Annotated in this window: 29 protein-coding genes; 15 read left to right on the top strand and 14 right to left on the bottom strand. The window is 68.0% G+C overall.

The features are described 5' to 3' along the window. Nucleotides 1-243: 243 nt before the first annotated feature. The gene (locus PE061_RS08255; RefSeq protein WP_271258612.1) at nt 244-3381 is read right to left on the bottom strand and encodes an autotransporter outer membrane beta-barrel domain-containing protein; all 3138 of its coding nucleotides are present in this window, start codon (nt 3379-3381) and stop codon (nt 244-246) included. A gap of 236 nt (nt 3382-3617) precedes the next feature. Here PE061_RS08255 and PE061_RS08250 point away from each other — a divergent pair, with 236 nt between their 5' ends. Next, a complete protein-coding gene (locus tag PE061_RS08250; protein ID WP_271258611.1) occupies nt 3618-5147 on the top strand; it encodes an AMP-binding protein in 1530 nt (509 codons plus the stop codon). Nucleotides 5148-5196: 49 nt separating this feature from the next. Here PE061_RS08250 and PE061_RS08245 read toward each other — a convergent pair whose 3' ends face one another. Then, nucleotides 5197-5985 carry a PEP-CTERM sorting domain-containing protein gene (locus PE061_RS08245; RefSeq protein WP_271258610.1) on the bottom strand — a complete coding sequence of 263 codons (789 nt, stop codon included), beginning with the start codon at nt 5983-5985 and terminating at the stop codon, nt 5197-5199. Between the two features lie 204 nt (nt 5986-6189). Here PE061_RS08245 and PE061_RS08240 point away from each other — a divergent pair, with 204 nt between their 5' ends. From PE061_RS08240 to PE061_RS08215, 6 genes are all read left to right on the top strand, one after another. Further along, nucleotides 6190-7104, top strand: coding sequence for a TraB/GumN family protein (locus PE061_RS08240; protein WP_271258609.1), 915 nt, complete (start codon nt 6190-6192; stop codon nt 7102-7104). 209 nt (nt 7105-7313) lie between these two features. After that, the gene (locus PE061_RS08235; RefSeq protein ID WP_271258608.1) at nt 7314-7937 is read left to right on the top strand and encodes a 50S ribosomal protein L25/general stress protein Ctc; all 624 of its coding nucleotides are present in this window, start codon (nt 7314-7316) and stop codon (nt 7935-7937) included. Between the two features lie 42 nt (nt 7938-7979). Then, nucleotides 7980-8561 carry an aminoacyl-tRNA hydrolase gene (pth, locus tag PE061_RS08230; protein WP_271258607.1) on the top strand — a complete coding sequence of 194 codons (582 nt, stop codon included), beginning with the start codon at nt 7980-7982 and terminating at the stop codon, nt 8559-8561. 4 nt (nt 8562-8565) lie between these two features. Continuing rightward, entirely contained in the window at nt 8566-9666 is a 1101-nt protein-coding gene (gene ychF, locus PE061_RS08225) for a redox-regulated ATPase YchF (RefSeq protein WP_271258606.1), read from the top strand. 38 nt (nt 9667-9704) lie between these two features. Further along, nucleotides 9705-10958, top strand: a complete 1254-nt coding sequence (locus PE061_RS08220; RefSeq protein WP_271258605.1) for an ectonucleotide pyrophosphatase/phosphodiesterase — start codon at nt 9705-9707, stop codon at nt 10956-10958. Nucleotides 10959-11012: 54 nt separating this feature from the next. Next, on the top strand, nt 11013-11459 hold the full coding sequence (locus PE061_RS08215; RefSeq protein ID WP_271258604.1) for a MaoC family dehydratase: 447 nt from the start codon (nt 11013-11015) through the stop codon (nt 11457-11459). Between the two features lie 4 nt (nt 11460-11463). Here PE061_RS08215 and PE061_RS08210 read toward each other — a convergent pair whose 3' ends face one another. From PE061_RS08210 to petA, 5 genes are read right to left on the bottom strand one after another with little or no spacing between them, the layout of a single operon-like run. Then, complete coding sequence (locus PE061_RS08210; protein ID WP_271258603.1) at nt 11464-12015, bottom strand: adenine phosphoribosyltransferase; 552 nt, start codon at nt 12013-12015, stop codon at nt 11464-11466. Beyond that, entirely contained in the window at nt 12012-12881 is an 870-nt protein-coding gene (locus PE061_RS08205) for an S-methyl-5'-thioadenosine phosphorylase (protein WP_271258602.1), read from the bottom strand. The genes PE061_RS08210 and PE061_RS08205 overlap by 4 nt, the downstream gene beginning before the upstream one ends. Nucleotides 12882-12897: 16 nt before the next feature. Further along, a complete protein-coding gene (locus tag PE061_RS08200; RefSeq protein ID WP_271258601.1) occupies nt 12898-13731 on the bottom strand; it encodes a cytochrome c1 in 834 nt (277 codons plus the stop codon). 13 nt (nt 13732-13744) lie between these two features. Beyond that, entirely contained in the window at nt 13745-15034 is a 1290-nt protein-coding gene (locus PE061_RS08195; protein WP_271258600.1) for a cytochrome b, read from the bottom strand. A 6-nt stretch (nt 15035-15040) separates the two neighbouring features. Beyond that, complete coding sequence (petA, locus tag PE061_RS08190; RefSeq protein WP_271258599.1) at nt 15041-15604, bottom strand: ubiquinol-cytochrome c reductase iron-sulfur subunit; 564 nt, start codon at nt 15602-15604, stop codon at nt 15041-15043. A gap of 161 nt (nt 15605-15765) precedes the next feature. On the opposite strand from petA, the gene PE061_RS08185 reads away from it, so the two are divergent. Beyond that, nucleotides 15766-16215 (top strand): tRNA (cytidine(34)-2'-O)-methyltransferase, encoded by a 450-nt coding sequence (locus PE061_RS08185; protein ID WP_271259157.1) that lies wholly within the window; start codon nt 15766-15768, stop codon nt 16213-16215. Further along, complete coding sequence (gene hemF, locus PE061_RS08180; protein ID WP_271258598.1) at nt 16212-17066, top strand: oxygen-dependent coproporphyrinogen oxidase; 855 nt, start codon at nt 16212-16214, stop codon at nt 17064-17066. The genes PE061_RS08185 and hemF overlap by 4 nt, the downstream gene beginning before the upstream one ends. Here hemF and PE061_RS08175 read toward each other — a convergent pair. The 4 genes from PE061_RS08175 to PE061_RS08160 are packed head-to-tail and all read right to left on the bottom strand — an operon-like array spanning nt 17063 to nt 18728. Beyond that, a complete protein-coding gene (locus tag PE061_RS08175; RefSeq protein ID WP_271258597.1) occupies nt 17063-17782 on the bottom strand; it encodes a glycerophosphoryl diester phosphodiesterase membrane domain-containing protein in 720 nt (239 codons plus the stop codon). The genes hemF and PE061_RS08175 overlap by 4 nt on opposite strands. 28 nt (nt 17783-17810) lie before the next feature. Further along, nucleotides 17811-18140, bottom strand: a complete 330-nt coding sequence (gene grxD / locus PE061_RS08170) for a Grx4 family monothiol glutaredoxin (protein WP_271258596.1) — start codon at nt 18138-18140, stop codon at nt 17811-17813. Between the two features lie 20 nt (nt 18141-18160). Then, nucleotides 18161-18394, bottom strand: coding sequence for a BolA family protein (locus PE061_RS08165; protein WP_271258595.1), 234 nt, complete (start codon nt 18392-18394; stop codon nt 18161-18163). Nucleotides 18395-18404: 10 nt separating this feature from the next. Continuing rightward, complete coding sequence (locus tag PE061_RS08160; protein ID WP_271258594.1) at nt 18405-18728, bottom strand: DUF1476 domain-containing protein; 324 nt, start codon at nt 18726-18728, stop codon at nt 18405-18407. 158 nt (nt 18729-18886) lie between these two features. Between PE061_RS08160 and PE061_RS08155 the strand changes: the two genes are divergently transcribed. Both PE061_RS08155 and purC read left to right on the top strand, forming a co-directional pair. After that, on the top strand, nt 18887-20029 hold the full coding sequence (locus PE061_RS08155) for a DUF3667 domain-containing protein (protein ID WP_271258593.1): 1143 nt from the start codon (nt 18887-18889) through the stop codon (nt 20027-20029). 139 nt (nt 20030-20168) lie between these two features. Continuing rightward, nucleotides 20169-20954 (top strand): phosphoribosylaminoimidazolesuccinocarboxamide synthase, encoded by a 786-nt coding sequence (gene purC / locus PE061_RS08150; RefSeq protein ID WP_271258592.1) that lies wholly within the window; start codon nt 20169-20171, stop codon nt 20952-20954. Between the two features lie 7 nt (nt 20955-20961). Here the strand turns inward: purC and PE061_RS08145 are convergent, their stop codons facing one another. Then, nucleotides 20962-21126 carry a hypothetical protein gene (locus PE061_RS08145; protein WP_271258591.1) on the bottom strand — a complete coding sequence of 55 codons (165 nt, stop codon included), beginning with the start codon at nt 21124-21126 and terminating at the stop codon, nt 20962-20964. Further along, nucleotides 21126-21290, bottom strand: a complete 165-nt coding sequence (locus PE061_RS08140; protein ID WP_160119055.1) for a hypothetical protein — start codon at nt 21288-21290, stop codon at nt 21126-21128. The genes PE061_RS08145 and PE061_RS08140 overlap by 1 nt, the downstream gene beginning before the upstream one ends. Nucleotides 21291-21424: 134 nt before the next feature. Between PE061_RS08140 and purS the strand changes: the two genes are divergently transcribed. After that, nucleotides 21425-21655, top strand: a complete 231-nt coding sequence (gene purS / locus PE061_RS08135) for a phosphoribosylformylglycinamidine synthase subunit PurS (RefSeq protein ID WP_271258590.1) — start codon at nt 21425-21427, stop codon at nt 21653-21655. A 1-nt stretch (nt 21656) separates the two neighbouring features. Then, complete coding sequence (purQ, locus tag PE061_RS08130) at nt 21657-22325, top strand: phosphoribosylformylglycinamidine synthase subunit PurQ (protein WP_271258589.1); 669 nt, start codon at nt 21657-21659, stop codon at nt 22323-22325. 24 nt (nt 22326-22349) lie between these two features. Here the strand turns inward: purQ and PE061_RS08125 are convergent, their stop codons facing one another. After that, nucleotides 22350-23129 (bottom strand): SDR family NAD(P)-dependent oxidoreductase, encoded by a 780-nt coding sequence (locus PE061_RS08125; protein ID WP_271258588.1) that lies wholly within the window; start codon nt 23127-23129, stop codon nt 22350-22352. 108 nt (nt 23130-23237) lie between these two features. On the opposite strand from PE061_RS08125, the gene PE061_RS08120 reads away from it, so the two are divergent. Then, nucleotides 23238-24551 (top strand): spinster family MFS transporter, encoded by a 1314-nt coding sequence (locus PE061_RS08120; protein ID WP_271258587.1) that lies wholly within the window; start codon nt 23238-23240, stop codon nt 24549-24551. Then, entirely contained in the window at nt 24548-25420 is an 873-nt protein-coding gene (locus tag PE061_RS08115; protein WP_271258586.1) for an SDR family NAD(P)-dependent oxidoreductase, read from the top strand. Before PE061_RS08120 ends, PE061_RS08115 begins: the two co-directional genes overlap by 4 nt. The last annotated feature ends 18 nt before the right edge of the window (nt 25421-25438 follow it).

Below are 25438 nucleotides of genomic sequence, written 5' to 3'. Positions count from 1 at the left end.
CGTCCGCCCTTCGCAGGTGCAAAAAATTTGCTCGCCGTCTAACGGGCGCAAGCCCTCCCGGCAAGCTCAGGGTGGCTCAAACGACACCCTTCGACGCCGGGACGGGTCGTCATTTCGCCCAGGCCGGAGCGAAAATGACGGATTTCGAGAACCGGCGCGCAGCGGACTTTGTGTCCGTGAGCACCGGAAGCGCAGAAAGCCGCCATTTGCAGCCCGGCATGGGCGAAATGACGACCCGTCCCACTAGAAGTGCATGGCGAGGGACATGGTCAGCGCATCGTTGGCATAGCCCGAGCCGCCTTCGCGGTCGTAGTTGACGCCGAGCGCCGTGCGCCCGCCGATGTAGTTCGCGCTCGCGCCCGCGCGCCAGCCGCTGTCGAGCGAGGACTTCGATTCGAGGTAGAAGGCCGCGCCGGTGGCGAGGAACTGGCCCCTGGTGCCGATCACCTGATCGCCGGCGAGGCGGTAGATGTAGGCGCCGCGCATCTCCAGCCACAGCTCGCCGTCGCCGATCGGGATGCCGTAGCCGAGCGCGAGCTTCGAGGTGCCGCGCACGATGTCGAACGACAGTTTCTCGATTTCGAGGTTGAGCGCGCCCGCACCGTCCTCGGAGTAGCCGTCCTGCTTCACCTTCAGCACGTTGATGTTGTTGCTGGGCGTGATGCGCAGCCGCCCGCCGAGCGGCATCTCGTAGCCGACGGTGAGGTTGGCCGAGAGCTGCGAGCCCGAGAACTTCGCCTCCGCCTCGCGGTCCAGCCCGCCGAAGCTGATGACGCGGCGGCTGCGGTAGTCGTTCATCGCGTAGCCCGCGGTCGCGTCGACGAACAGGCGGCCGAACTTGATGGTCGTGTAGATGTCGCCCTGCAGGTTCTTGACGACGAGCGGGCTGTCCGAAAGCCCGTCCGGATCGACCTCGCTCGAGATGAAGCTGAGGCCGGCGCCCACCGCCGCGCGCTCGCCGACGAGGAGGTCGCCGCCCGCGGTGAGGCCGTAGGAGTTGCCGTCGAAACCGGGGTCGGTCTCGCGGTCCTTCTTGCTGAAGAAGTTGCCGGTCTGCTGGAGCCACACGCCGAAGCGGGCGCGCTCCACCGCGTCGATGCCGCCGCCGTGGAACGACTGGCGGATGGTCTGCATCCGGTGGCCGAGCACGCCGAAGTCGGCGTCCTGATTGGCGATCAGCACGCGCGCGGCGGCGCTGCCGAACGTCGTCGGCGTCATCTGGCGCACGGCGGCCTGCACCGAAGCTTCGTCGCGCAGCGCATTGACGGCGGAGGTGAGCGCCTGCTCGTCGGCGAGCGCGCCGATCGAGGCCTCGTAGATCTTGCTGTACTCGCTGGTGAGGCCGAGCTCGCCGCCGCCCTTGCGGCGGAGGTCGATGCTGATGGCGTCCGCGCCGACGCTCACGTCGTCGACGGCGTAGATGTAGGGCACGCTGTCGGCGGTGAGGATCGTGTCGGGGTGGTCGGTGGTGATGCCGCCGCCCGCGGTGACGACATTGATCGTCCGCTCGCCCGCCAGGAGATCGGTGATGTTGAGCTGGATCGTGCTCGTGCCCGTGAAGCTCGCCGCGCCCGCGACCTCGAGCCCCGTGAAGTCGGTGCCGACGTCGAGGATGATCTTCGAGGCGCCGGAGGCGGTGAGGCTCTGGAGCGCGAGGCCGTCCTGGCTCGTGAGGTCGAGCGTGCCGCCGGTCATGCCGAGCGCGAGCGTGCCGCCGCTCGCCGACACGCCGCCGGAAACCGTGCCGCCGCTGATGTTCAGCGCATTCGCGCCGCCGCCGAAGCTGATGGCGCCGGTGACGGTGCCGTCCGTGACGTTGACGGTGTCGCTGCCCGCGCCGAGCCGCACCGCGCCGCTGATCGTGCCCGAGTTGTTCAGCGTGACGCCCGCCGCGCTCGCCGAGGTGTCGATGGCGTAGGCGGAGACGTTCTCGCCGCTGCCCGCGACCGCCTGAATCGTGCCGCTGTTGGTGATCGTGGAGACGCCCGCCGCCGAATAGATGCCGTAGGCGGTCTTGTTGTCGCCGTGCGCGGAGACCTGGATGGTGCCGCTGTTCGTCACCGAATCCACCGACGCGCCCGAATCGACGCGGATGCCGTAGGCGTTGCCGCCCGCGCCGAAGGTGCCGTCGCTGTTCGCGGTGCGGTTGCCGCGCACGGTGATGCGGCCGCCGTTCGCGATCCCGGGCGCGATGCCGCCGTCGCCGACGCGGATGCCGCTCGCCGCCGCGTCGATCGCGGAGGCGGTGATGCTGGCGCTCGACTGGTTGCTGATGCCGCCGCCGACGCTCGCGGTGAAGCCGTTGCCGCCCGCCACTCTGACGGCGTCCGTCTCGCGGCCCGCGGTGCTGCCGCTCACCGTGATCGACGAGCGGTTGACGATGCCGTAGGCGTCCGCGCCCGTGCCGACATTGCCGACGACGGTGTTCGCCGTGCCGGCCGCGCCGGGGGACACGAGGATCGCCGGCGCGCCGCCGAGCGCCGTGACCGTGCCCGCGACCAGCGTGTGCTTGGTGGTGTCGACGTCGGCGGGCGCGACGCGGTTGCCGTCCTCGTCCACGTAGTAGCGGTCGTTGACGAAGCCGCCGCCGACCGTGCCGGAGATGAGCACGCTCGCCTTGCCGGCGACCGCGGGAACCGCCTCCCCGCTCGAATTCGTCGTCTGCGCCTGCCCGGTGGCGATGGCGCCCGCGTTGGCGATGCCGCCGCCGACCGTGCCGCTGACCGCGAGCGCGGCGCCGTCCGCGCCCGTCGCGGCGACGCCGCCCGTGACCTTCACGTCGCCGGTGACTTCGCCCGACACGGAAACCGCGACCGAGCGCGCGCCCGTCACCGAGACGCCGTTCACGCCGAGGTCGCCGTCGAGGCGCGAGGTCACGGAGACGCCGTAGGAATCGGTGCCGCCGACCGTGATCGAGCTGCCGCTGCCGCTCACGACATTGCCCGTAAACGTGCCCGCGCCGCCGATCAGCAGCCCGACGTTGTTGGTGCCGACCGCATCGTTCGCGCCCGTGCCCGTCACCTGGATCGCGCCGTTGTTGGTGATCGTGCCGGAAAGCCCGCCCGCGGGCGCGACGACGGCGACGCCGGTGCCGTTCGATTCCGTCGTCGTCTTCACGGTGCGCGAGGCGTTCACCGTGACGCTGTGGCTCGAATCGACCGTGATCGCCGTGCCGCCGGAGACGTCGACGGTGCCGTCGACGATGACGTTGCCCGGCCCGCTGTTCGCGTTCGACGTGGTGATCGGCGTGTTGCGCGTGCCCGTGACCGTCAGGTCCGCCGCGGCGGCCGGTCCGGCGGCGAGCGCGATCAGCGAGGCGCTGGCCCCAATGCTGGCGATGAACGACGAGGTGACGCGGGACGTGCTGCGGAACGTGCTCATGGGGCCCTTTCAGATACTGCCGACGGCGCCGAGCATCACCACCGGCCCACCCCACTCGGACCGGACGGAACGCCGCACGACACCGCCTCCCTGGCGCTTCGGAACGCTCTGTGGCGGATAGGGCCAAGCCCCGCTGCCGTCAATGGCCGCCCCCGCCGCGGCAACCTGACGAAGCCGCCAGCGTGTCTTTGTGCAACAGCTTTTGATAGCGTGGCCGCGGGAGGACTAGAACCGTCATGCATCCATACGTCTTTGCCGATGAGACCCCCGACAAGACCGCGATCGTCATCGCCGAGACCGGCGAAACGCTCACCTACGGCGGCCTCGAGGCGCTCTCCAACCGCGTCGCGCAGCTGATCCGCGCGCACGGCCTGAAACGCGGCGACGTGATCGCGCTGATGATGGAGAACGGGCTGGAGTTCCTGCCCATCTGCTGGGGCGCGCAGCGCGCCGGCATCGTGTTCACCGCGATGTCGACCAAGCTCGGGCGCGACGAGGCCCAGTACATCCTCGGCGATTCCGGCGCGAGGATGCTGTTCGCGAGCCCCGGCCTCGCCGACGTGGCGGCGCGGCTGGAGGTGCCCGGCCCGCGCTTCGCGGTGGGCGGCGCGATCCCGGGCTTCGCGGACTTCGGCGCCGCCGTCGCCGAACAGCCGGACACCCGCATCGCCGACGAATCGCAGGGCCGCGACATGCTCTACTCGTCGGGCACGACGGGGCGGCCGAAAGGCGTCATCGGCCCGCTCTCCGAGGGGCCGATCGACGAGGTGAGCCCGCTGTTCATGCTGACGAAGGCGCTCTACGCCTTCGATGCGGACATGATCTACCTGTCGCCCGCGCCGCTCTACCATGCCGCGCCGCTGCGCTACTCGATGGCCGTGCACCGCGCGGGCGGAACGCTCGTCGTGATGAGGCAGTTCGACCCCGAGCGCTATCTCGCGTTCGTCCAGCAGTACCGCGTCACGCACACGCAGCTCGTGCCGACGATGTTCGTGCGGATGCTGAAGCTGCCGGACGAGGTCCGCGCGCGCTACGACCTCTCCAGCCTCAGGGTGGCGATCCATGCCGCCGCCCCCTGCCCCGTCGAGGTCAAGCGCCGGATGATCGACTGGTGGGGGGAGACGATCTACGAATACTACGCCTCCACCGAGGGCGCCGGCTTCTGCGCGGTCAGCCCGCAGGAGTGGCTGAGGAAGCCCGGCACGGTCGGCCGCTCGCTGCTCGGCGAGATCCGCATCCTCGACGACGAGGGCGCGCTGCTGCCGCCGGGGCGCGAGGGCCGCATCTACTTCGCGGGCGGCGGCGAGTTCGCCTACCACAACGACCCCAAGAAGACGCAAAGCGTCCGGCACGAGGAGCACGGCGCCACCTTCGGCGACATCGGCTACGTCGACGAGGACGGCTACCTGTTCCTCACCGACCGCGCCGCCTACATGATCATCACCGGCGGCGTGAACGTCTATCCGCAGGAAGCCGAGAACGTGCTCGTCATGCACCCCAAGGTGGCGGACGTCGCGGTGTTCGGCATCCCCCACGAGGAGATGGGCGAGGAGGTGAAGGCGGTCGTGCAGCCGCGCGACTGGGCGGACGCCGGGCCGGAGCTGGAGGCCGAGCTGATCGCCTTCGCCCGCGCGCACCTCAGCCACGTCAAATGCCCGCGCTCGGTCGACTTCGAGCCGGAACTGCCGCGGCACGACACGGGCAAGCTCTACAAGCGGCTGCTGAAGGAGCGTTACAAGGCGGCGGGCTACAAGGCGGCGGAATGAACAGGGGCGCCGCACGGCGCCCCTGCTGCTTTTCCCCGTAAAGGACCGGCTACCTGCGGCGGCGGCGGAGCGCCCCCACGCCGACGAGGCCGAGGCCGAACAGGCCCAGCATTCCGGGCTCCGGCACGCCGACGACCGGCGGATCGGGGTCGGGCGCGACATCCTCGGTGATGCCCGCGTAGAGCACATTGCTCTGGCTGTAGTTGTAGAAACCGAACGACCCGTTGTCGAACGCCGCAAGCCCGGCTTCCGCCGCCGTCAGGCTCAGTTCGAGAACGCCGCCGACCTTCACCTGGATGAGGTCCGGCAGGAAGATCAGGTCGAACGTGTATTCGGTGTTGTCGGCCCAGCCGGTGGAGCCGAGCGTCGTCGCGCGCTTCAGCTCCTGCACCACGCCTTCATGCCCCCAGAAGTCGTATTCGGACGCCGCCGCCGCGTTTCCGGAAACGCGGGAGATGGACAGCCCGTCATACGCCATGTTGCCCGAGAACTGGTCCGACTGCTTCCAGTCGATCAGGATGAAATCGGCGTTCGACGCGTTGATCTCGCCGTCGCTGTAGCCGAGCACGAAGCCGACATAGTCGTCGTCGCTGGTGGTCGTGACCTTGATCGTGCCGGAGAGCGCCAGGCCCTGCGCATTGGCGCCGTCCTTGAAGAAGATCGTCGGCAGTCCGTTCACGGTCTGCAGCACGGAATCGTTGCCCGGCTGCACGACCCAGTTGGCGTTCCCGGGCACATCGTCGAGCACGTCGGCCTGCCATCCCGTGAGGTCGACCGGCGCGGCGAGCGCGGGCGTCGCGAGTACCGCCGCCGCACCGGCCAAGAGTTTCAAACGCATTTCCCCGTTCCCTTGCCTGCGGGCGCAAACCTGTTCTGCGCCACGGGCAACGTGGATGCACGATCAATGCCAAGGTCGATTTTCGATGCGTTTTCAAAAGGGAAATAAACCGACTTGTGGAAAGTCGTTCCGGAACTGTAAGAAATTCCGACGGTTCTGGTGAAGCTTCGAAAGCATCCCTATGTTCGCGTCATGATATCGCGATTGAAAGCGGCGCTCGGCGCCTTCATGCTCATCGCCTGCACGGCGCAATCCCCCGGCAAGGCGCAGGACGAAGCCCCCGAACAGGCCGCCGCGGCGACCGCTCCCGCGAAGGGCCCGGCGCTCTGGGCGGTGAAGGATGCCGACACCACCATATACCTGTTCGGCACGATCCACATGCTCCCGGAGGGCACCGAGTGGCTGGCGCCGCCGGTCGCGAAGGCGTTCGATGCCTCCGACACGCTGGTGCTCGAAGTGCTCGGCACCAACGACGCGAAGGTGACGACGCCGATCATCCTCAAGATGGGCTACACGCCCGGCCTGCCGCCGCTCGCCGAGCGCGTTCCGGCGGACGAGCGCGACGAGCTTGCCGCCGCGATCGCGCACGCGGGCGTGCCCGCCGCCGCGCTCGATGCGATGGAGACGTGGCTCGCCACCATGTCGCTCTCCACCGCGCGCATCCAGAAGCTCGGCTACGGCATCGAGGGCGGCGTCGAGTATCAGCTCTCCACACGCGCCGCCGCGCAGCGCAAGCGCATCGAGGCGCTGGAGACGATGACCGAGCAGCTCGGCTTCTTCGACACGCTGCCCGAGGCCGAGCAGCGCACGCTGCTCGTCAACTCGCTCGACGACATCGACGACATCGACGCGGTCATCAGGAACGCCGTGAACAGCTGGCTCGCCGGCGACGTCGATGCGGTCGCCGACCTGCTGGAGGACGACACGCGCGATTCGCCCGGCCTCGCCAAGCGCCTGCTCACCGACCGCAACCTCAACTGGGCGAACTGGATCGCCGAGCGCCTCGAAACCACCCCCGGCACCGTGTTCGTCGCGGTCGGCACGGGCCACCTCGCGGGCAAGGACAGCGTGCAGTCCATGCTGGAGGCGAAGGGTCTGAAGGTCGAACGGCTGAACTGACGGCGCGGTCGTGCGTCCCTCGACTTCGCTCGGGATGAAAACCCTTATAGCTCTACCATCATCATCCCGAGCGAAGTCGAGGGACGCACGGATCTGCACCGCCCGAATCCCTTGCATTTCCGCGCTTCGGCGTGTACGGGCACCGCTTCCCGAGCGGCTGGTCATCCCTGGAGGCGGCTGCACGGGTTTGAACCAATGGAGAGATACAGATGAGTGAAGCGCTGAAGCTCGCGGCTGAAGCGCGCGACCGGGCAGGCAAGGGAGCCTCCCGTGCAATCCGTCGCGAAGGCCGCGTCCCCGCCGTGATCTACGGCAACAACAAGGAACCCGTGCAGGTCCATGTCGAGGCGAAGGCCCTCGTCAAGATGCTGCAGACCGGCCATTTCCTGAACTCGGTCGTCGAGGTCGAGGTCGGCGGAAAGACCGAACGCACGCTGCCCCGCGACGTGCAGTTCCACCCCGTCACCGACCGTCCGATCCACGTCGACTTCCTGCGCCTGTCGAAGGACGCGCGCGTCACGGTCGCGGTTCCGGTGCGCTTCACCGACGAAGAGGCCTCGCCCGGCATCAAGCGCGGCGCGGTGCTCAACATCGTCCGCCACGAGGTCGAGCTGGTCTGCCCGGCCGACGCGATCCCCGACGAGCTCGTCGCTTCGCTGAAGGGCCTCGACGTGGGCGAATCGCTGCACATCTCGGCCTTCGCGCTGCCCGCCGGCGCGAGGCCCGTGATCGACGACCGCGACTTCACCGTCGCCACCATCGTCGCGCCGTCGGCGCTGCGTTCGAGCGAGGACGCCGAAGCCGCCGCCGAGGGCGAAGGCGAAGCCGCCTGACCATAGGACGCCCGGCCTCCGTGCCGGGCGTTTCCTCACGCGATGCAGCTTTTCGTCGGCCTCGGCAATCCGGGGGGCGCCTATGCGCTTCACCGGCACAATGTCGGCTTCATGGCGGCCGACACGATCGCCGATGTCCACCGCTTCGGCCCGTGGACGAAGAAGTTCAAGGGGCTGATCGCGGACGGCAGCATCGGCGGCGAGCGCGTGCTGCTGCTGAAGCCGCAGACCTTCATGAACGACAGCGGCCGGAGCGTCGGCGAGGCGATGCGCTTCTACAAGCTTTCGCCCGGCGACGTGACGGTGTTCTACGACGAGCTCGACCTCGCGCCGATGAAGGTGAAGGTGAAGACGGGCGGCGGCGCGGCGGGCCACAACGGCATCCGCTCGATCGCCGCGCACATCGGCGAGGATTTCCGCCGCGTCCGCATCGGCATCGGCCACCCCGGCGACAAGGCGCGGGTGACGGGCCATGTGCTCGGCAACTATGCGAAGGCGGAGATGGAGCCGCTCGCCGACCTGCTCGGCGCCGTCGCGCGCGAGGCGAAGTGGCTGGCGGCTGGCGACGACGCGCGCTTCATGAGCGACGTGGCGCTCGCCATGCAAACCAACGGAAAGGCCTGATCTGATGGGGTTCAAGTGCGGTATCGTCGGCCTGCCGAACGTCGGCAAGTCGACGCTGTTTAACGCGCTCACCGAGACGGCGGCGGCCGCCGCCGCCAACTTCCCGTTCTGCACGATCGAGCCCAACGTGGGCCAGGTGCCGGTGCCCGATCCGCGGCTCACCCGGCTCGCCGAGATCGCCGGCTCGCAGAAGGTCATCGAGACGCAGCTCGCCTTCGTCGACATCGCCGGGCTCGTGCGCGGCGCCTCGAAGGGCGAGGGCCTCGGCAACCAGTTCCTCGGCAACATCCGCGAGGTGGACGCCATCGTCCACGTGCTGCGCTGCTTCGAGAACGGCGACATCACCCACGTCGACGGCCGCGTCGATCCGATCGCCGACGCCGAGACCGTCGAGACCGAGCTGATGCTCGCCGACATCGAGAGCCTCGAGCGGCGCGTGCCGAACCTCGTCAAGAAGGGTCAGGGCGGCGACAAGGAGGCGAAGATCGCCGCCGCCGTGCTCGGCCGCGCGCTCGACGTGCTGAGGGACGGCCAGCCCGCCCGCATGGTGGAGCCGAGGGACGAGGAGGAGCGCCGCGTGCTGGCGCAGGCCCAGCTCCTCACCGCCAAGCCCGTGCTCTACGTCTGCAACGTCGGCGAGGACGAGGCCGCGACCGGCAACGCGCTTTCGGAGAAAGTTGCCGCCAGGGCGAAGACCGAAGGCGCGGCGAGCATCGTCATCTCCGCGGCTATCGAGGCCGAGATCAGCCAGATGGACCCGGCCGACCGTCCCGACTTCCTCGCCGACCTCGGGCTCACCGAAACCGGCCTCGCCCGCGTCATCCGCGCCGGCTACGACCTCCTTCATCTTATCACCTTCTTCACCGTCGGCCCCAAGGAGGCCCGCGCCTGGACCGTCGAGAAAGGCGCCACCGCTCCCAACGCCGCGGGCGTCATCCACACCGATTTCGAAAAGGGCTTCATCCGCGCAGAAACCATCGCCTACGATGATTTCGTAAACTTCGGCGGCGAGCAGGGCGCGAAGGAAGCGGGCAAGCTCCGCCTCGAAGGCAAGGAGTATGTGGTGAAGGACGGCGACGTCCTCCACTTCCGCTTCAACGTCTAGTCACCCGCCCGTCACGTGGCCCGCGCAAGGAGATGAGCATGATGCACGATCGCCTCCCCCTGCGCGCGCTCCTCACGGCGCTCGTCGTCCTCGCGCTTTCGGCCTGCGCCGCCACCCCGCTCCCCCGAGCGGCGGCGACAGTGGAGGCGCGCGCGCCCGTCACCATCCTCGTCTCCATCGACGGGCTGCGGCCGGACTATCTGGAGCGCGGCGTCACGCCCAACATCAACGCGCTTGCCGCTGCGGGCGTGAAGGCGTCGATGCGGCCATCGTTCCCCTCGCTCACCTTCCCGAACCACCACAGCGTCGTCACCGGCCTCCGTCCCGATCGCCACGGCATCGTCGACAACACGATGGCCGATCCCCGCCGCCCCGACGTGCGCTTCACGCTCGGCGACCCGCGCCAGTCGCTCGACCCGTTCTGGTGGGACGAGGCCGAACCGCTTTGGGTGACGGCCGAGAGGGCGGGCGTCCGCACCGGCACGATGTTCTGGCCGGGTTCGGAAGTCGCCATCCACGGCACGCGCCCGCAGGACTGGCTGCGCTACGACAAGGCGGTGAGCGGCACGCAGCGCATCAACACCGTGCTCGACTGGATGCGCCGCCCCGCCACGATCCGCCCGCGCTTCGTCACGCTCTATTTCGACACGGTGGACACGGTCGGCCACGAACTCGGGCCGGACGCGCCGGAAACCACCGCCGCGCTCGCCGAGGTCGACAGGCTCATCGGCGATCTCGTCGGCGGCCTCGGCGCGCTCGGCCAGCCGGCGAACATCGTCCTCGTCTCCGACCACGGCATGGGCGCCACCGCCGACGCGCGCGTCATCCGCATCGACGGCATGATCCCGCCCGAGATCGGCACCATCGTCACCGAAGGTCCGTTCTCCGGCGTCAATGCCATCCCTGGCAAGGACGCCGAGGTGGCGGCGAAGCTGCTCACGCCGCACGACCATATGCAGTGCTGGCGCAAGGGCGCGCTTCCCGCGCGCTTCGCCTATGGCAAGAATCCGCGCGTCCCCGAATTCCTCTGCCTCGCGGCGAGCGGCTGGGCCATTCAGGCGCGGGATCGCGAGCATATCCTGAAGGGTATGCACGGCTACGATCCGGCCGAGCCCGACATGGCCGCCGTGTTCATCGCCGCCGGCCCCGCGATCGCGTCCGGGGCCGCGCTCCCGGTGTTCGACAACGTCGATGTCTATCCGCTGCTTGCGCGCCTCGTCGGCATCGCGCCGGTCCCGGGAGTCGACGGCCGCGCCGAGACGCTGGCCCCGATCCTGAAGGCATCGGACTGAACCCCCTTTAAAGTGTGACTATGCCCCGGGAGCCCGTGCGCTATGACGGATGCCATGAAGTATCTTGAAGACATCAATCCCGGCGACCGCGCCGCCTTCGGCAACTACAAGGTGACACGCGAGGAGGTGATCGACTTCGCCTCGAAGTATGACCCGCAGCCCTTCCATCTCGACGATGCGGCAGCTGCGAAAACATACTTCGGCCGTCTTTCCGCCAGCGGCTGGCACACCTGCGCGATGACGATGCGCATGATCGTGGAGAATCTCACGGCCGACCGCCACGCCGGGCTCGGTTCGCCGGGCGTCGATCAGCTTCGCTGGTTGAAGCCGGTCTATCCCGGTGACACCCTGCGCGTGGAAACCGTGGTCACCGAGGTGCGCCCTTCGCGCACGAGACCCGACATGGGCTCTGTGCACAGCGACCTCACGGTGTTCAACCAGAACGACGAGCCGGTGATGACGATGAAGTCGATCGGGCTGGTGCGGCGGCGGCCAGCCTAAAGGCTCAGTGCCCTTCGAACGCCATCAGCGTCACGGGCGCCACGCCTGCAGCACGCAGCCGGTCCGCGCCGCCGAGATCGGGCAGGTCGATCACGAACGCCGCCTGTGCGACGACGCCGCCCGCGCGGCGGATGAGTTCGGCCCCGGCGATCGCCGTGCCGCCGGTGGCGATGAGGTCGTCGACGAGCAGCACGCGCGCGCCGGGCGCGCAGGCGTCCGCGTGCATCTCCACGCGGTCCTCGCCGTATTCGAGCGCGTAGTTGACGCCGATCACTGCGCCCGGAAGCTTGTTGCGCTTACGGATGAGCAGCACGCCCGCGTTCAGCCGGTGTGCGAGCGCGGCGGCGAACACGAAGCCCCGCGCCTCGATGCCAGCGACGAGATCGAAGGGGCCGGACACGGCGTCCGCCATCCGGTCGATCGTCGCTGCGAAGCCCGCCGGATCGAGCAGCAGCGTGGTGATGTCGCGAAACAGGATGCCGGGTTTCGGATGATCGGGAATGGTGCGGACGAGCGCGCGAAGATCGGCGTGGGGATCGGCATTCGCACCGCTCATGCCAGCACCCTTCCGGCGATGCCGCGCAGCTTTTCGACCGTGGGCGGCGGCCAGAGCGCCGGATCGGTGATGATGGCATGGTCGAGCGCATGGTCGCAGCCCTGCGGGCAAGCCGCAGGCCCGGCGGGCCACGCCGCCGCGACCGCTGCGACGAGCGCCCGCGCGTTCGCGCCGTTGCCGTGCATCACTTCAAGGATCTCGGCGACGTTTGCGCCTTCTTCCGCCGGGCGCCAGCTGTCGTAGTCGGTCACCATCGCGACGCTGGCGTAGCAAAGCTCCGCCTCGCGGGCGAGCGCGGCCTCGGGCATGTTGGTCATGCCGATCACGTCGAAGCCCGCCGCAACGTAGGCACGCGATTCGGCGCGCGTCGAGAACTGCGGGCCTTCCATCACGAGGTAGGTGCCGCCCGAAACGAACGGGATGCCGAGCGCCTTCGCCGCGTCCGCGACGCGCGCGCCGAGCGGCCCGCACACCGGATCCGCGAGGCTGACATGCGCGACGATGCCGTCGCCGAAGAAGGATTTCACCCGGCCCCGCGTCCGGTCGACGAACTGGTCGACGAGCACGAACGTGCCGGGGCTGAGCGCTTCCCTGAACGAACCGCAGGCCGACAGCGAGAGCACATGCGTGCAGCCCGCCGCCTTCAGCGCGGCGATGTTCGCGCGGTAGGGAACCTCTGACGGCGTCAGGCGATGGCCACGGCCGTGGCGGGGCAGGAAGACGAGGTCCGCCTGTCCGAGCCGCCCGAACAGCAGGTCGTCGGAAGGGCGTCCGAAGGGCGTGTCGACGGCGCGCCACTCGACGTCGGCGAGCGACCCGAGGGCATAGAGCCCGCTGCCGCCGATGATGCCGAGCCTGCCCCCCATCGCCCGGCCTCGATCCCTAGTGCTTCACCCCGGCCCAGACCCTGCGATAGCTGAGGTAGGCGAGAGTCGTCAGGATCAGCAGGAACGCGATCACGCCCACGCCCGCCCGCTTGCGCGATTCGAGCTTCGGTTCCGCGGCCCAGGTGAGGAACGCGGCGACGTCCTGCGCCATCTGGTCGACGGTCGCTTCCGGCTGGCCTTCGGCATAGGTCACCTGACCATCGCTCAGCGGCGGCGCCATTGCGATCGCGAGGCTGTGGAAGTACGGGTTGTAATGCAGCGGCGCCTCGGGGCGGCGATCCGCCGGGAAGTTCGCCGGAACGTCCGCATAGCCGCTGATCAGCGAATAGACGTAGTTCGATCCGTCGTGCCGCGCCTTGGTGATGAGCGAAAGGTCGGGCGGCAGCGCGTTGTTGTTCGCGGCGCGCGCGGCGATCTCGTTCGCGTAGACGAGCGGAATCCTGTCGGACGGGATGGCCGGGCGCGTCGACGCTTCACCCGTGTCCGGATTGATCGCCGGCACCTCGTGCACCCAGTTCTTGGCGATCGCCTTCACCTCGGCCTCCGAGAAGCCGATCTCGCCGAGGTTACGGAACGCGACGCGGTTCAGGCTGTGGCAGGCCGAGCAGACCTCCTTGTAGACCTGAAAGCCGCGCTGCAGCTGCACGCGGTCGTAGCCGCCGAACACGCCGAGCCCGATCGGGCCGTCCCACGACCAATGGGCCTTCTTGGGGTGCTCGTGGAACGCGAGCGTCGGATCGACCTCCGCGGCCTCTCGCGGAGCGAGCGCCGCGAACAGCAGGACCACGCAGAAAACGGCGCCGATGGCGATTCCGAAAAGACGAACCATGACGTCGTGTCCCTTATTCGGCCGGCTGCGCCGCCGCGTTGGCGGGCGCGGGTTCAGACTTGCCGAGCACGGCTTCGGCGATCGAGTTGGGCAGCGGGAGCGGCCGCTCGATGCGCGAGACGATCGGCAGGATGATGAGGAAGTGCGCGAAGTAGTACATCGACGCGATCTGGCTGATCCGCACGTAAGGCTCTTCAGCCGGCGCGCCGCCGACCCAGCCGAGGATGGCGAGATCGAGCATCAGCACCCAGAACAGCTGCTTCGAGACCGGCTTGTAGCGGTTCGACTTGACGTTCGAGCCGTCGAGCCACGGCAGGAAGAACAGCAGGATGATCGCCGCGAACATGGCGAGCACGCCCCACAGCTTCGCCGGCAGGATGAAGTCCACCGTGAAGGCGCGCAGGATCGCGTAGAACGGCCAGAAGTACCATTCGGGAACGATGTGCGCCGGGGTCGAGATCGGATTCGCCGGAATGTAGTTGTCCGGGTGGCCGAGGAAGTTCGGCAGGAAGAACAGGAAGATCGAGAAGACGATCAGGTAGACGCCCGCGCCGAACAGGTCCTTCACCGTGAAATAGGGGTGGAACGGCAGCGTGTCCGCCGGGCCCTTCACGTCGATGCCGGCCGGGTTGTTGGAGCCCGGGATGTGCAGCGACCAGATCTTCAGGATGACGACGCCCGCGATCACGAACGGCAGCAGGTAGTGCAGGCTGAAGAAGCGGTTGAGCGTGGCGTTGTCGACCGCAAAGCCGCCGAGCAGCAGCGTCACGATGCTGTCGCCGACCACGGGAATGGCCGAGAACAGGTTGGTGATCACGGTCGCGCCCCAGAAGCTCATCTGGCCCCACGGCAGCACGTAGCCCATGAAGGCGGTGGCCATCATCAGCAGCAGGATGACGACGCCGAGCATCCACACCAGCTCGCGCGGCGCCTTGTAGCTGCCGTAGTAGAGCCCGCGGAAAATGTGGATGTAGACGACGATGAAGAAGAAGCTCGCGCCGTTGGCGTGGCCGTAGCGCAGCAGCCAGCCGTAGTTCACGTCGCGCATGATGTGCTCGACCGAATCGAACGCGACGAGCGTGTTGCCGCCATAGTGCATGGCGAGCACGATGCCGGTGACGATCTGGATCAGCAGCGCGAGGCCGGAGAGGACGCCGAAGTTCCACCAGTAGTTGATGTTGCGCGGCACCGGATAGCCTGCGCCGACGCTGTTGTAGACGAGGCGCGGCAGCGGCAGGCGCGAATCCAGCCACTGCATGAACGGGTGCTTCGGCTGATAGTGGTTGGCCCAGGGAAAGCTCATGACGTCTTATCCAATCTGAACGCGCGTGTCGGACGTGAAGGCGTACTCTGGCACCTCGAGGTTCTTCGGCGCCGGGCCTTTGCGGATACGCGCTGCGGTGTCGTAGTGCGAGCCGTGGCAGGGGCAGAAGTAGCCGCCGTAGTCGCCGCGGTTCTCGCCTTCCGCCGCGCCGAGCGGGACGCAGCCGAGGTGGGTGCAGACGCCAAGCGTGATCAGCCAGTTCGCCTTGCCTTCCTTGGTGCGGTCGGCGAGCGTCTCCGGATCGCGCAGCTCGGAAACCGGCACCTTGTTCGCCTCGGCGATCTCGGTGGGCGTCAGGTTGCGCACGAACACCGGCTTGCCGCGCCAGTTGAGCTTGATGGCCTGCCCGACCGCGATCGGCGCGAGATCGACCTCGATCGAGGCAAGCGCCAGCACGTCCGCGGACGGGTTCATCTGGTCCACGAGCGGCCAGGCGGCGGCCGCCGCGCCGACCCCGACGAAGGCGCCGGTTGCGACATGGATGAAGTCGCGGCGACGCACGCCTTCATCGGTGATCGGATGACCGGTTGCATTTTCGACTGTTGTCATTCCCTAACCCCGCGCGCGGGGGGAGTCTCGGGCAAAGCTCCGCCCGAACGCCCCCTTCAGGTTCTATACTTGCGCGCCTGATAACCGCCGAGCCCCCCCAACCGCAATGGGCAAATTTGGCGCATTGCTGTCGAAGCATGGCTGGGCTAGCGGACGGCACCATGCGCATCGCCCTGTTTCAGCCCGATCTGCCGCCGAATGTCGGCACGCTGGTGCGGATGGGCGCCTGTCTCGGTCTCCCCGTCGACATCATCCGCCCCTGCGGCTTCCCGCTGGGGCGTGAGGCACTTCGCCGCAGCGCGATGGACTATTTCGAGCAGGCCGAAATCCGGATCCATGATGACTGGGCGGCGTTCCAGCAGGACGTGCCCGGCCGCCGCGTGCTGCTGACGACGAAGGCGTCGGTGCCCTACACCGAGGCGGCCTACGCGCCGGAGGACGTGCTGGTGATGGGGCAGGAATCGGTCGGCGCACCCGACTTCGTGCATGACGCCGCCGCGCTTCGCGTCCGCATTCCGATGCGCGCCGGGCTGCGTTCGCTGAACGTCGCGCTCGCCGCCGCGATGGTGGCGGGCGAAGCCCTCCGACAGACAGGACTTTATCCGCAATGACGACATTCGATACCCGCCAGACCGCCGCTGCCGACTGGTTCCGGGATTTGCGCGACCGCATCTGCACGGCCTTCGAGGCGCTTGAGGACGAGCTTGGCGGCGGCGGCACGCCCGGCCGATTCGCGAGGCAGGGCTGGGAACGCGCCGATCATTCAGGCGCGCCGGGCGGCGGTGGGTCGATGTCGGTGATGAAGGGGCGCGTGTTCGAGAAGGTCGGCGTCAACATCTCCACCGTCCACGGCGCGTTCGACCCCGAGTTCGCGAAGACGATTCCCGGCGCCGCCGATGACCCGCGCTTTTTTGCCACAGGAATCAGCCTCGTCGCGCACATGGTGAACCCGCATGTGCCCGCCGTTCACATGAACACGCGCTACCTCGTCACGACGAAGGCGTGGTTCGGCGGCGGCGCGGACCTCAACCCGCCGATCCCCGTGGCGACGGACACCGCCGACTGGCACGCTGCCTTCAAGGCCTGCTGCGACCGACACGATCCCGAATACTTCCCGCGTTTCAAGGCGTGGTGCGACGAGTATTTCTTCATCAAGCACCGGAACGTGGCGCGCGGGCAGGGCGGCATCTTCTACGACCAGCTCGCAAGCGGCGACTGGGACGCGGACTTCGCCTTCACGCGCGACGTCGGCGAGACGTTCCTGAGCACCTATCCGGAGCTTGTCCGCCGTCACTTGCACGAGCGCTGGACACCGGAGGACCGTGCGCGGCAACTCGCCTATCGGGGGCTCTACACGGAGTTCAACCTCGTCTACGACCGCGGCACGCTGTTCGGCCTCAAGACCGGCGGCAACATCGACGCGATCCTGATGAGCCTGCCGCCTGTCGCGACCTGGAGCTAGGCGGCGAGCTGGCGGTAGATATTCGCGGTGAGCGCCGCGACGAAGACGCTGAACACCGCGCCGACGATCGAGATCAGCAGCTCGGTGAGGAAGGACGGGTCTTCCGGCGTGCCGCCCGTCGCGGCAAGCCCGACGGCGCCCACGAGACCGCTCAGAATCGCGAAGATCAGCACGAACACTGCGAAAATCGCGAAGATGCGCCCGACATTGCCCGCGGTCAGCACCCAGCTGCGGCGCAGCGCATCGGCGGCACGCGTGTTCTCGGCGACGATGATCGCCGCCAGCAGCGACAAACGCAACGCGACATAGACGGCAACCGCCGTGAGCAGAAGCAGCAGGACGGACGTCGGAACCGACGCCTGCACCCCGCCCGCCGTGTAGACGACCGCGACCGGCATGAAAGCGACGAGCACGGCAAGGCTTGCGAGGACGATGCGGGGCGTGAGGCTCACCGCGCGGCGAATCGCCGTCCCCGCGTCGATGCCGGGAAACAGCACCAGAAGCACGATGGCGGCCTGCCCGATCACGCCGACAAGGCCGCCTACGGCCTGCGCGAGCTGCGCGTTCTGCTCGCCGAGGGCCTTTTCGTCGGCAAAGCGCGCGATCAGCAGCGACGGCATGAACACGAACGCGGCGGCAGGGAGGGCGAACTCCCCGAAGCGGCGCTGCACGTCAGCGACCGTGTCGGTCCAGGCCTTGCCGATCGCCAGCGCCACGCATCATCCCCCCTGAAAAAGCGCCGTTTCAGGCGGCGTGCGGAACGCCCTTCTCGGCGAGCAGCGTGTGCAGCTCACCCGATTCGAACATCTCCATCATGATGTCGCTGCCGCCCACGAACTCGCCCTTCACGTAGAGCTGCGGGATCGTCGGCCAGTCGCTGAACGTCTTGATGCCCTGCCGAAGCTCGGCGTCCTGAAGCACGTCGGCGCTGTCGTATTCGACGCCGAGGTGCTCGAGAATGGCAACGGCGCGGCTCGAAAAGCCGCACTGCGGGAACAGCGGCGTGCCCTTCATGAACAGCACGACGTCGCTGCCGTTCACCTTCTCGGCGATTCGGGTGTTGATATCGGTCATGTCTTGCTCCTCGTCCGGCTTCAGGCCGGAACCTCGGTGGTCAGCTGCAAGGCGTGCAGTTCGCCGCCCATGCGGCCGCCGAGCGCCGCATAGACCATCTGGTGCTGGCGGACGCGCGGCAGGCCCCGGAACGCCTCCGAAACCACATGCGCCGCATAGTGATCGCCGTCGCCGGCGAGATCGGTGATCTCGACGACGGCATCCGGCAATGCCGCCCGGATCATGCCTTCGATCGCGCCCGCATCCATCGGCATGGCGCGGCCCTCAGACTTCCTCGATGAACTGGCGGCGCGCCTCGACGAGCTTTTCCTCCATTGCCCGGCGCACCTCGTGCTCGGTGACCTCCACGCCCTTCGCAGTGAGGTCGCCGTAGACCTTGCGGAACACGTCGTCGTCGCCGGCCTCCTCGAAGTCGGCGGCCACCACCTCACGCGCATAGGCCTCGGCCTCGGCGGTCGTCAGCCCCAGCTTTTCCGCCGCCCAGTTGCCGAGCAGGCGGTTGCGCCGCGCCGTGACCTTGAACTGGAGCTCGGCATCGCGCGCGAAGCGATTCTCGAAAGCCTTCTCGCGGTCGTTGAGATTGGTCATGGCGGGCGTCTGTCCTTCCTTGGCTGGCAAGCCGGGTTATCGGGCCTAGATAGAGAGGCACCGCACCCGGTTCAACTGCAAGCGGTATGCTTGATCGTCGCAGCTTTTGCGCCGAAACTTCGGGCGCGGACATTCCTACAGGCGCGGGGCGGGAAGCGATGAGCGACGAGAGCGATGCAGCGGGCACCACGGTCGCGGGCAGCCTCGTGGCGTCGGAGCCGGGCAGGCAGGACGGCAAGGCGGGCGACGTGCAGACCGTATGCCCGAACTGCGGCGCCGCCATCATCGGCCACTACTGCCACGAATGCGGGCAAAGTGCGCACCTGCCGCGTTCGATCGGCCACATCTTCCACGACATCGTGCACGGCGTACTGCACTTCGACAGCAAGGGCTGGCGCACGCTGCCCATGCTGGCCCTTCGCCCCGGCACGCTGACCCGCGACTACGTGGAGGGAAAGCGCGCCCGCTACATCGCGCCCTTCCCGATGTTCCTGTTCACCGTGTTCGTCATGTACTTCTCGTTCGCGATGGTCGGCGGGCCAAAGGTCGACCTTGCGGACGCAGTGCAGCTCGACCCCAAGAGCGTCGAGGCGGCGCAGAAGGAACTCGTCGCCGAAACCGAAAAGCTGAATGCCCTCGAAGCGGAACTTGCCGCCGCAAAGGCGAAGCCGGTGCCGGTGCCGGGCGAAGCCGCGGAAATCAGCGGCCGAATCCGGGAACTGCGCACCGAGATCGGTATCCTCAAGGCGACGCTCGGCACGATGGGCGTCGTGCCGCGCGATCCGGCAAAACCCGACGCGCCGCAGCCGCCGGACTGGCGCGAGGCGCTCGCGAAGGCGGCCGACAAGGACATCGATGTCGATACCGGCAACCCCGGCCTCGACGCGAAGCTCCGCAAGGCGCTGCAGAACCCCGAGCTCCTGTTCTACAAGATGCAGCAGTCCGCCTATAAGTTCTCGTTCCTGCTGGTGCCCCTGTCGCTGCCCTTCGTGTGGCTGCTCTTCCCGTTCCGGCGGCACACGCACCTCTACGATCACGCCGTGTTCACGCTCTATTCGCTGTCGTTCATGTCGCTGCTGTTCGTATTCGCCGTGCTGCTCGCCCGCCTCGGCCTCATCAGCTTCCCGAACGCGATGGCGATCAGCATGTTCGTGCCGCCCGTCCACATGTTCGTGCAGCTCAAGGGCGCCTACGGCCTCGGCATCGGCGGCGCGCTTGCGCGAACGGTCCTGCTTTCGGTCTTCGCGATCGTCGTGCTCAGCCTGTTCATGGTCATCGTCATGGCGCTGGGCGCGGTCTGACCGCACCCAGCGCTTGCATTGTCAGCCCCGCAGGCTTCCGCTATGGCGGGTGATGTGTTTCCCCGCCCCGGGCACGCGCCAGTCCCGGTGCGAACCGGGGCGGTGCTTTTTCCAGACCCCGAATCGAGAAGGTCCGCCGATGTCCCGCCGCCGCCAGATCTACGAAGGCAAGGCCAAGATCCTGTACGAAGGGCCGGAGCCCGGCACCATCATCCAGTACTTCAAGGACGACGCGACCGCGTTCAACGCCCAGAAGAAGGGCACGATCAGCGGCAAGGGCGTGCTCAACAACCGGATTTCCGAGCATATCTTCACGCTGCTCGGCCAGATCGGAATCCCCACGCACTTCATCCGCCGCCTCAACATGCGCGAGCAGCTCGTGCGTCAGGTGGAGATCATCCCGGTCGAGGTCGTCGTGCGCAACGTCGCCGCCGGTTCGCTCTCGAAGCGCCTCGGCATCGAGGAGGGCACGCCACTGCCCCGCACGATCCTTGAATATTACTACAAGGACGACGCGCTCGGCGATCCGATGATCACCGACGAGCACATCGCCTGCTTCGGCTGGGCGAGCCAGGAGGAGATGCACGACGTCGCCGACATGGCGATCCGCATCAACGACTTCATGTCGGGCCTTTTCGCCGGCGTCGGCATCCGCCTCGTCGACTTCAAGCTGGAGTTCGGCCGCCTGTGGGACGGCGACTACAGCCGCATCATCCTCGCCGACGAGATCAGCCCGGACGGCTGCCGCCTGTGGGACATCGCCACGAACGAGAAGCTGGACAAGGACCGCTTCCGCCGCGACCTCGGCGGCGAGGTGGAAGCCTATCAGGAAGTCGCGCGCCGCTTCGGCCTGCTCCCCGAAGGCTCGGTCTCGACCGTCCTCGACCTCGACGAGCACCGCAAGGCGCGCAAGAAGGACAGCTGAGGCCCGTTCAGCGACGCTTGGCGCCCTTCTTCTTGACCTGATAGCCGCAGATGATGCCGAACAGGAACGCGCAGAACAGCGCGATGTGCAGGTTCGTGCCGCGCATCTGGCCGAGGATGTCCTCGTAATAGACGAACAGCGCCACGAACATCGCGGCGGCGATCAGACCCATCAGCCGTCCTTTCGCCAGGCGGAAATGATGCCGAACAGGAAGGAGGCGACGAGCGCGAGCTGCACCTCCTGGTCGTGCGTCAGCCACGGGAAGATGTAGCCGCCGACGAATTTCTCGGCAGTCGCGAACAGCAGCACGAACAAGGCAATGGCGAGATAGTCCACGTGCCCCAAGCCCCGAATAGAAAACAACCCCGCCGTGACGATAGACCCACAGGCTTAACAAAACCCTCACGCGCGGCCCCATGCGCGCCATTTGAGCGTTGCGACGCGGCGCGGGGAACGCCATAAGGCGCGCCATGAAAGCCAAAGTCTACGTCACGCTGAAGAACGGCGTTCTCGATCCGCAGGGCAAGGCGATCTGCCACGCGCTGGAATCCCTGGGGTTCGGCGAGGCGCAGGACGTGCGACAGGGCAAGTTCATCGAGCTGGACCTCGCGGACGGCACCAGCGAGGCGCGCATCGAGGAGATGTGCAGGAAGCTGCTCGCCAACACCGTGATCGAGAACTACCGGATCGAGATCGCCTGAGATGAAGAGCGCGGTCATCGTCTTTCCGGGCAGCAACTGCGACCGCGACATGGCCGTGGCGCTGCGCGCGGTGACGGGACGCGCCCCGGCGATGGTCTGGCATCGCGAGGCGGAACTGCCGGATGTCGATGTCATCGCGCTTCCGGGAGGCTTCTCCTACGGCGACTACCTGCGCACGGGCGCGATTTCGGCGCGGTCGCCGGTGATGGCCGCCGTGAAGCGCGCCGCCGAACAGGGCCGCTTCGTGCTCGGCGTCTGCAATGGCTTCCAGATCCTCACCGAAACCGGACTGCTGCCGGGTGCGCTGATGCGCAACGCAGGGCTGGACTTCGTCTGCCGCGACGTGCCGCTGACGGTCGAGAACACGCAGACGGCGTTCACATCGGCCTACAAGGCGGGCGAGAGGATCCGCATTCCAGTCGCGCACCACGACGGCAACTACTTCGCCGATGCCGCGACGCTCGACCGGCTCGAGGGCGAGGGCCGCGTCGTCTTCCGCTACGGCGAGGACGTGAACGGGGCGCAGCGCCGCATCGCGGGCATCGTCAATGAAACCGGCACCGTGCTCGGCATGATGCCGCACCCCGAACGCGCCATCGAGGCGGCGCAGGGCGGCACCGACGGCCGCCGTCTGTTCGAAGGCCTCGTGCGGGCCTTCGTCGACGCCTGAGGACGCAGGAACCCCGGCACGGCCTCAAACGGCCGTATCGTGACCCCACTGGCGCTCGATACGCCCGTCGATGCGGCGCACCGCGACCCAGTCCCCGCCCGCAAGCGTATCGTCCTCGATGAGATCGACGACGGCGTCGGCGATGTCCTCCGGCTGGCACATGGCGTTGCCCGCGAGGATCGGCGCCATCCACGGCGCATAGTCGCCGTCCGCGCCGGTCTTCTTCAGGATCGGCGTGTTGGTGAGGCCGGGGAGCACGCCCGCGACGCGCACGTTCCAGTCGGCCTTGAGCGGGGCGCAGCAGCGCGTGAACATCATCACGCCCGCCTTGGTGGTCGCATAGAGCGCGTCGCTGAAGCCCGTGCCGAGCGCCACGGTCGAGACGGTATTGACGATCACCCCGCCGCCCCGCGCGCGCATCGCCTGCGCGGCAAGCTGGGTGGCGATCACGAGCGACGACAGGTTCACGTCGATCATCCGCCGCAGCCCGCGCACCTCCGCCGCGGGAAACTGCGCCGCGCCGGAGACGATGCCCGCATTGTTGAACAGGATGTCGCAGCCGCCGCGCGCCGACAGGCTGCCGAACCACGTTTCCACCGCATAGAGGTCGGAGAGGTCGAGCCGCACGGTTTCCGCGATTGCGCCCGCGGCGCGTGCGTGCGCGGCGGTTTCCGCCATGCCCGCCTCGTCCACATCGACGATGATGAGCCTCGCCGCCCCCTTCCCCGCAAGCCGCGACACGGTTGCCTGCCCGATTCCCGCCGCGCCGCCCGTCACGATCGCCGTCTTGCCGCTGATCTCCACCCGATCCTCCCCGTCGCTTTTGCCGCCAACACTAGACCGCGTTTGACAATGACAGCAATATACATAGATACCTAAGTAAATGCGAAAGCATATGGGGAGGAGGGTGCATTGGCAGACGCGGCAGCAGCGCTTGCCCCGGAGCCGCCGATCGCGGAGGCCAGGCTGGCAAGGCAGCGTCTCGTCGCGCTGTGGATGCTCACGATCATCGGCACGATCAACTTCGTCGACCGGCAGATCCTGTCGGTCCTCATTGAGCCGATCCGCGCGGAGATGCAGTTCACCGATACGCAGTTCGGGCTGCTGACGGGACTCGCCTTCGCACTCTTCTACGCCATCGTCGGCCTGCCGATCGCGATGATCGCGGACCGCTGGCACAGGATTCGCCTGATCGCCGCCTCCTGCTTCGTGTGGAGCGGCTTTACGGCGCTTTGCGGCATGGCGAACTCGTTCGGACAGCTCGCCGCGGCGCGTTTCGGTGTCGGTATCGGCGAGGCGGGGGGCACGGCGCCCTCGCTGTCGGTCCTCGCGGACTACTATCCGCCGGAAAAGCGCCCGCTCATCATCGGCATCTTCACCGCGAACGGCCCGCTCGGCGTGTTCATCGGGGCGACGTTCGGGGCGTGGGCCGCGCAGCATATCGGCTGGCGCGGCGCCTTCTTCGCCGTGGGCGTCGTCGGTCTCGTCGCGGCGCCGCTCCTGCTGCTGCTCGTCCGCGAACCGGCGCGGGGCCGCTCCGATGCCGCCCATGCGGACACCGCCGCTCCCTCGTTCGGCGCAAGCATGGCGCTGTTCTTCCGGCATCGCAGCCTCCGCCTGCTGCTCTTCGCGAGCGGCCTCGCCGCCTTCGTCAGCTACGGGATGCTGAACTGGATTCCGGCGTTCCTGATGCGCACGCAGGGTATGCCGCTCGAAGCGCTCGCCGCGTGGTTCGGGCCCGCCGCAGGCTTCTCGATGGCGCTCGGCATCTGGGGCGGCGGCGCGCTCGTCAACCGTGCCGCGCGCAGGAGCACGCGCGCCTACGCGCTCATCCCCTGCGCCGCGACGCTGGTGATGATCCCGACGTTCATCGCCGCGCTGCTCGCGCCGGGCTGGGAATGGTCGCTCACACTGATGATCGTGCCGATGATCTGCTGCACCATCTATGTCGCGCCAGCGATCGCGCTCGTGCAGAATCTCACGCCGCCGCGCGCCCGCGCCACCGCCTCCGCGATCCTGCTGCTGGTGTTCAACCTCGTGGGGCTCGGCGGCGGGCCGCTGTTCATCGGCATGATCTCCGACGCGGTGGCGCCTTCGATGGGGAGCGAGAGCCTGCGCGTCGCGCTTCTCTGCGCGATGCCCGCCGCGGCCGTGGCGGCGATCGCCCAGTTCGCCGTTTCGCGCGCCGTCGGGAACGACTTCAGAGCAATGCAGGCGCAGGCATGAAGGACATCGCAGGCAAGACCGCGTTCATCACCGGCGGCGGCAGCGGCATCGGGCTGGCGATGGCGCGCGCACTGGCCCGCGAAGGCGCCCGCGTCGTGATCGCCGACATCGACGAGGGCAGGCTCCAAGCGGGTGCAAACGCGCTTGCCGCCGACGGTGCGGAGGCGCTGGCGATCCGGCTCGACGTGACCGACCCGGCATCGTGGGTCGCCGCGAAGGTCGCCACCGATGCCTTCGGCCCGGTCGGTATCCTGTGCAGCAACGCCGGTGTCGGCGGCGGCAGCGGCGCCTTCGAAAGCTACGACCCGGCCGTGTGGCGCTGGAACTATGCAGTCAATGCCGACGCACACCTCCACGCCTGCCGCACCTTCCTCGGCGACATGAAGGCGCGCGGCGAACCGGCGCATCTCGTCATCACCGCTTCCATGGTCGCGATCGTGCCGCCGCCGATCTCCGCCGCCTACATCAGTTCGAAGTACGCCGCGCTCGGCATCGCCATGGCGCTCAGGAACGAGCTTGCGGGCAGCAACGTCGGCATCTCGGTGCTCTGCCCCGGCATGGCCGCGACAGCGATCGTGGAGACGACGCGCGCGCTCCGCCCGGTCGACCCGGAAGTGGGTGACGCGGCAACCACTTCGCAGGCCATGCAGGCCGTGCTGGCCGGGGGCATGTCGCCGGGGCCGATCGGCGAGCATGTCGTCCGCGCGATCCGCGCCGACGCGTTCTTCATCTTCACGCATCCCGAATGGAAGCCACTCGTCGAAGCGCAGTACGCGGACCTGCTCGCCGCCTTCGGTGCATCGGCGGACCCGGCCTACGCGGGCGACGACATCGGCGCGGTGGCCGCCGCCAATCGCCGCCCGCGATGAGACACGAGAAGGAGACAG

It is taken from the genome of Sphingosinicella microcystinivorans, assembly GCF_027941835.1.
In the GTDB taxonomy this organism is placed as follows: Bacteria; Pseudomonadota; Alphaproteobacteria; order Sphingomonadales; family Sphingomonadaceae; genus Sphingosinicella.
Note: the sequence above shows the minus strand (reverse complement) of the source record. Positions and strands in the feature narration are given on the sequence as shown.

Bases quoted from the DNA above. Each gene is read 5' to 3' on its own strand.
- PE061_RS08255 (WP_271258612.1), bottom strand. From the start codon at position 3,381: ATGAGCACGTTCCGCAGCACGTCCCGCGTCACCTCGTCGTTCATCGCC.
- PE061_RS08250 (WP_271258611.1), top strand. From the start codon at position 3,618: ATGCATCCATACGTCTTTGCCGATGAGACCCCCGACAAGACCGCGATC.
- PE061_RS08245 (WP_271258610.1), bottom strand. From the start codon at position 5,985: ATGCGTTTGAAACTCTTGGCCGGTGCGGCGGCGGTACTCGCGACGCCC.
- PE061_RS08235 (WP_271258608.1), top strand. From the start codon at position 7,314: ATGAGTGAAGCGCTGAAGCTCGCGGCTGAAGCGCGCGACCGGGCAGGC.
- pth (WP_271258607.1), top strand. From the start codon at position 7,980: ATGCAGCTTTTCGTCGGCCTCGGCAATCCGGGGGGCGCCTATGCGCTT.
- ychF (WP_271258606.1), top strand. From the start codon at position 8,566: ATGGGGTTCAAGTGCGGTATCGTCGGCCTGCCGAACGTCGGCAAGTCG.
- PE061_RS08220 (WP_271258605.1), top strand. From the start codon at position 9,705: ATGATGCACGATCGCCTCCCCCTGCGCGCGCTCCTCACGGCGCTCGTC.
- PE061_RS08215 (WP_271258604.1), top strand. From the start codon at position 11,013: ATGAAGTATCTTGAAGACATCAATCCCGGCGACCGCGCCGCCTTCGGC.
- PE061_RS08210 (WP_271258603.1), bottom strand. From the start codon at position 12,015: ATGAGCGGTGCGAATGCCGATCCCCACGCCGATCTTCGCGCGCTCGTC.
- PE061_RS08205 (WP_271258602.1), bottom strand. From the start codon at position 12,881: ATGGGGGGCAGGCTCGGCATCATCGGCGGCAGCGGGCTCTATGCCCTC.
- PE061_RS08200 (WP_271258601.1), bottom strand. From the start codon at position 13,731: ATGGTTCGTCTTTTCGGAATCGCCATCGGCGCCGTTTTCTGCGTGGTC.
- PE061_RS08195 (WP_271258600.1), bottom strand. From the start codon at position 15,034: ATGAGCTTTCCCTGGGCCAACCACTATCAGCCGAAGCACCCGTTCATG.
- petA (WP_271258599.1), bottom strand. From the start codon at position 15,604: ATGACAACAGTCGAAAATGCAACCGGTCATCCGATCACCGATGAAGGC.
- PE061_RS08185 (WP_271259157.1), top strand. From the start codon at position 15,766: ATGCGCATCGCCCTGTTTCAGCCCGATCTGCCGCCGAATGTCGGCACG.
- hemF (WP_271258598.1), top strand. From the start codon at position 16,212: ATGACGACATTCGATACCCGCCAGACCGCCGCTGCCGACTGGTTCCGG.
- grxD (WP_271258596.1), bottom strand. From the start codon at position 18,140: ATGACCGATATCAACACCCGAATCGCCGAGAAGGTGAACGGCAGCGAC.
- PE061_RS08165 (WP_271258595.1), bottom strand. From the start codon at position 18,394: ATGCCGATGGATGCGGGCGCGATCGAAGGCATGATCCGGGCGGCATTG.
- PE061_RS08160 (WP_271258594.1), bottom strand. From the start codon at position 18,728: ATGACCAATCTCAACGACCGCGAGAAGGCTTTCGAGAATCGCTTCGCG.
- PE061_RS08155 (WP_271258593.1), top strand. From the start codon at position 18,887: ATGAGCGACGAGAGCGATGCAGCGGGCACCACGGTCGCGGGCAGCCTC.
- purC (WP_271258592.1), top strand. From the start codon at position 20,169: ATGTCCCGCCGCCGCCAGATCTACGAAGGCAAGGCCAAGATCCTGTAC.
- PE061_RS08145 (WP_271258591.1), bottom strand. From the start codon at position 21,126: ATGGGTCTGATCGCCGCCGCGATGTTCGTGGCGCTGTTCGTCTATTAC.
- purS (WP_271258590.1), top strand. From the start codon at position 21,425: ATGAAAGCCAAAGTCTACGTCACGCTGAAGAACGGCGTTCTCGATCCG.
- purQ (WP_271258589.1), top strand. From the start codon at position 21,657: ATGAAGAGCGCGGTCATCGTCTTTCCGGGCAGCAACTGCGACCGCGAC.
- PE061_RS08115 (WP_271258586.1), top strand. From the start codon at position 24,548: ATGAAGGACATCGCAGGCAAGACCGCGTTCATCACCGGCGGCGGCAGC.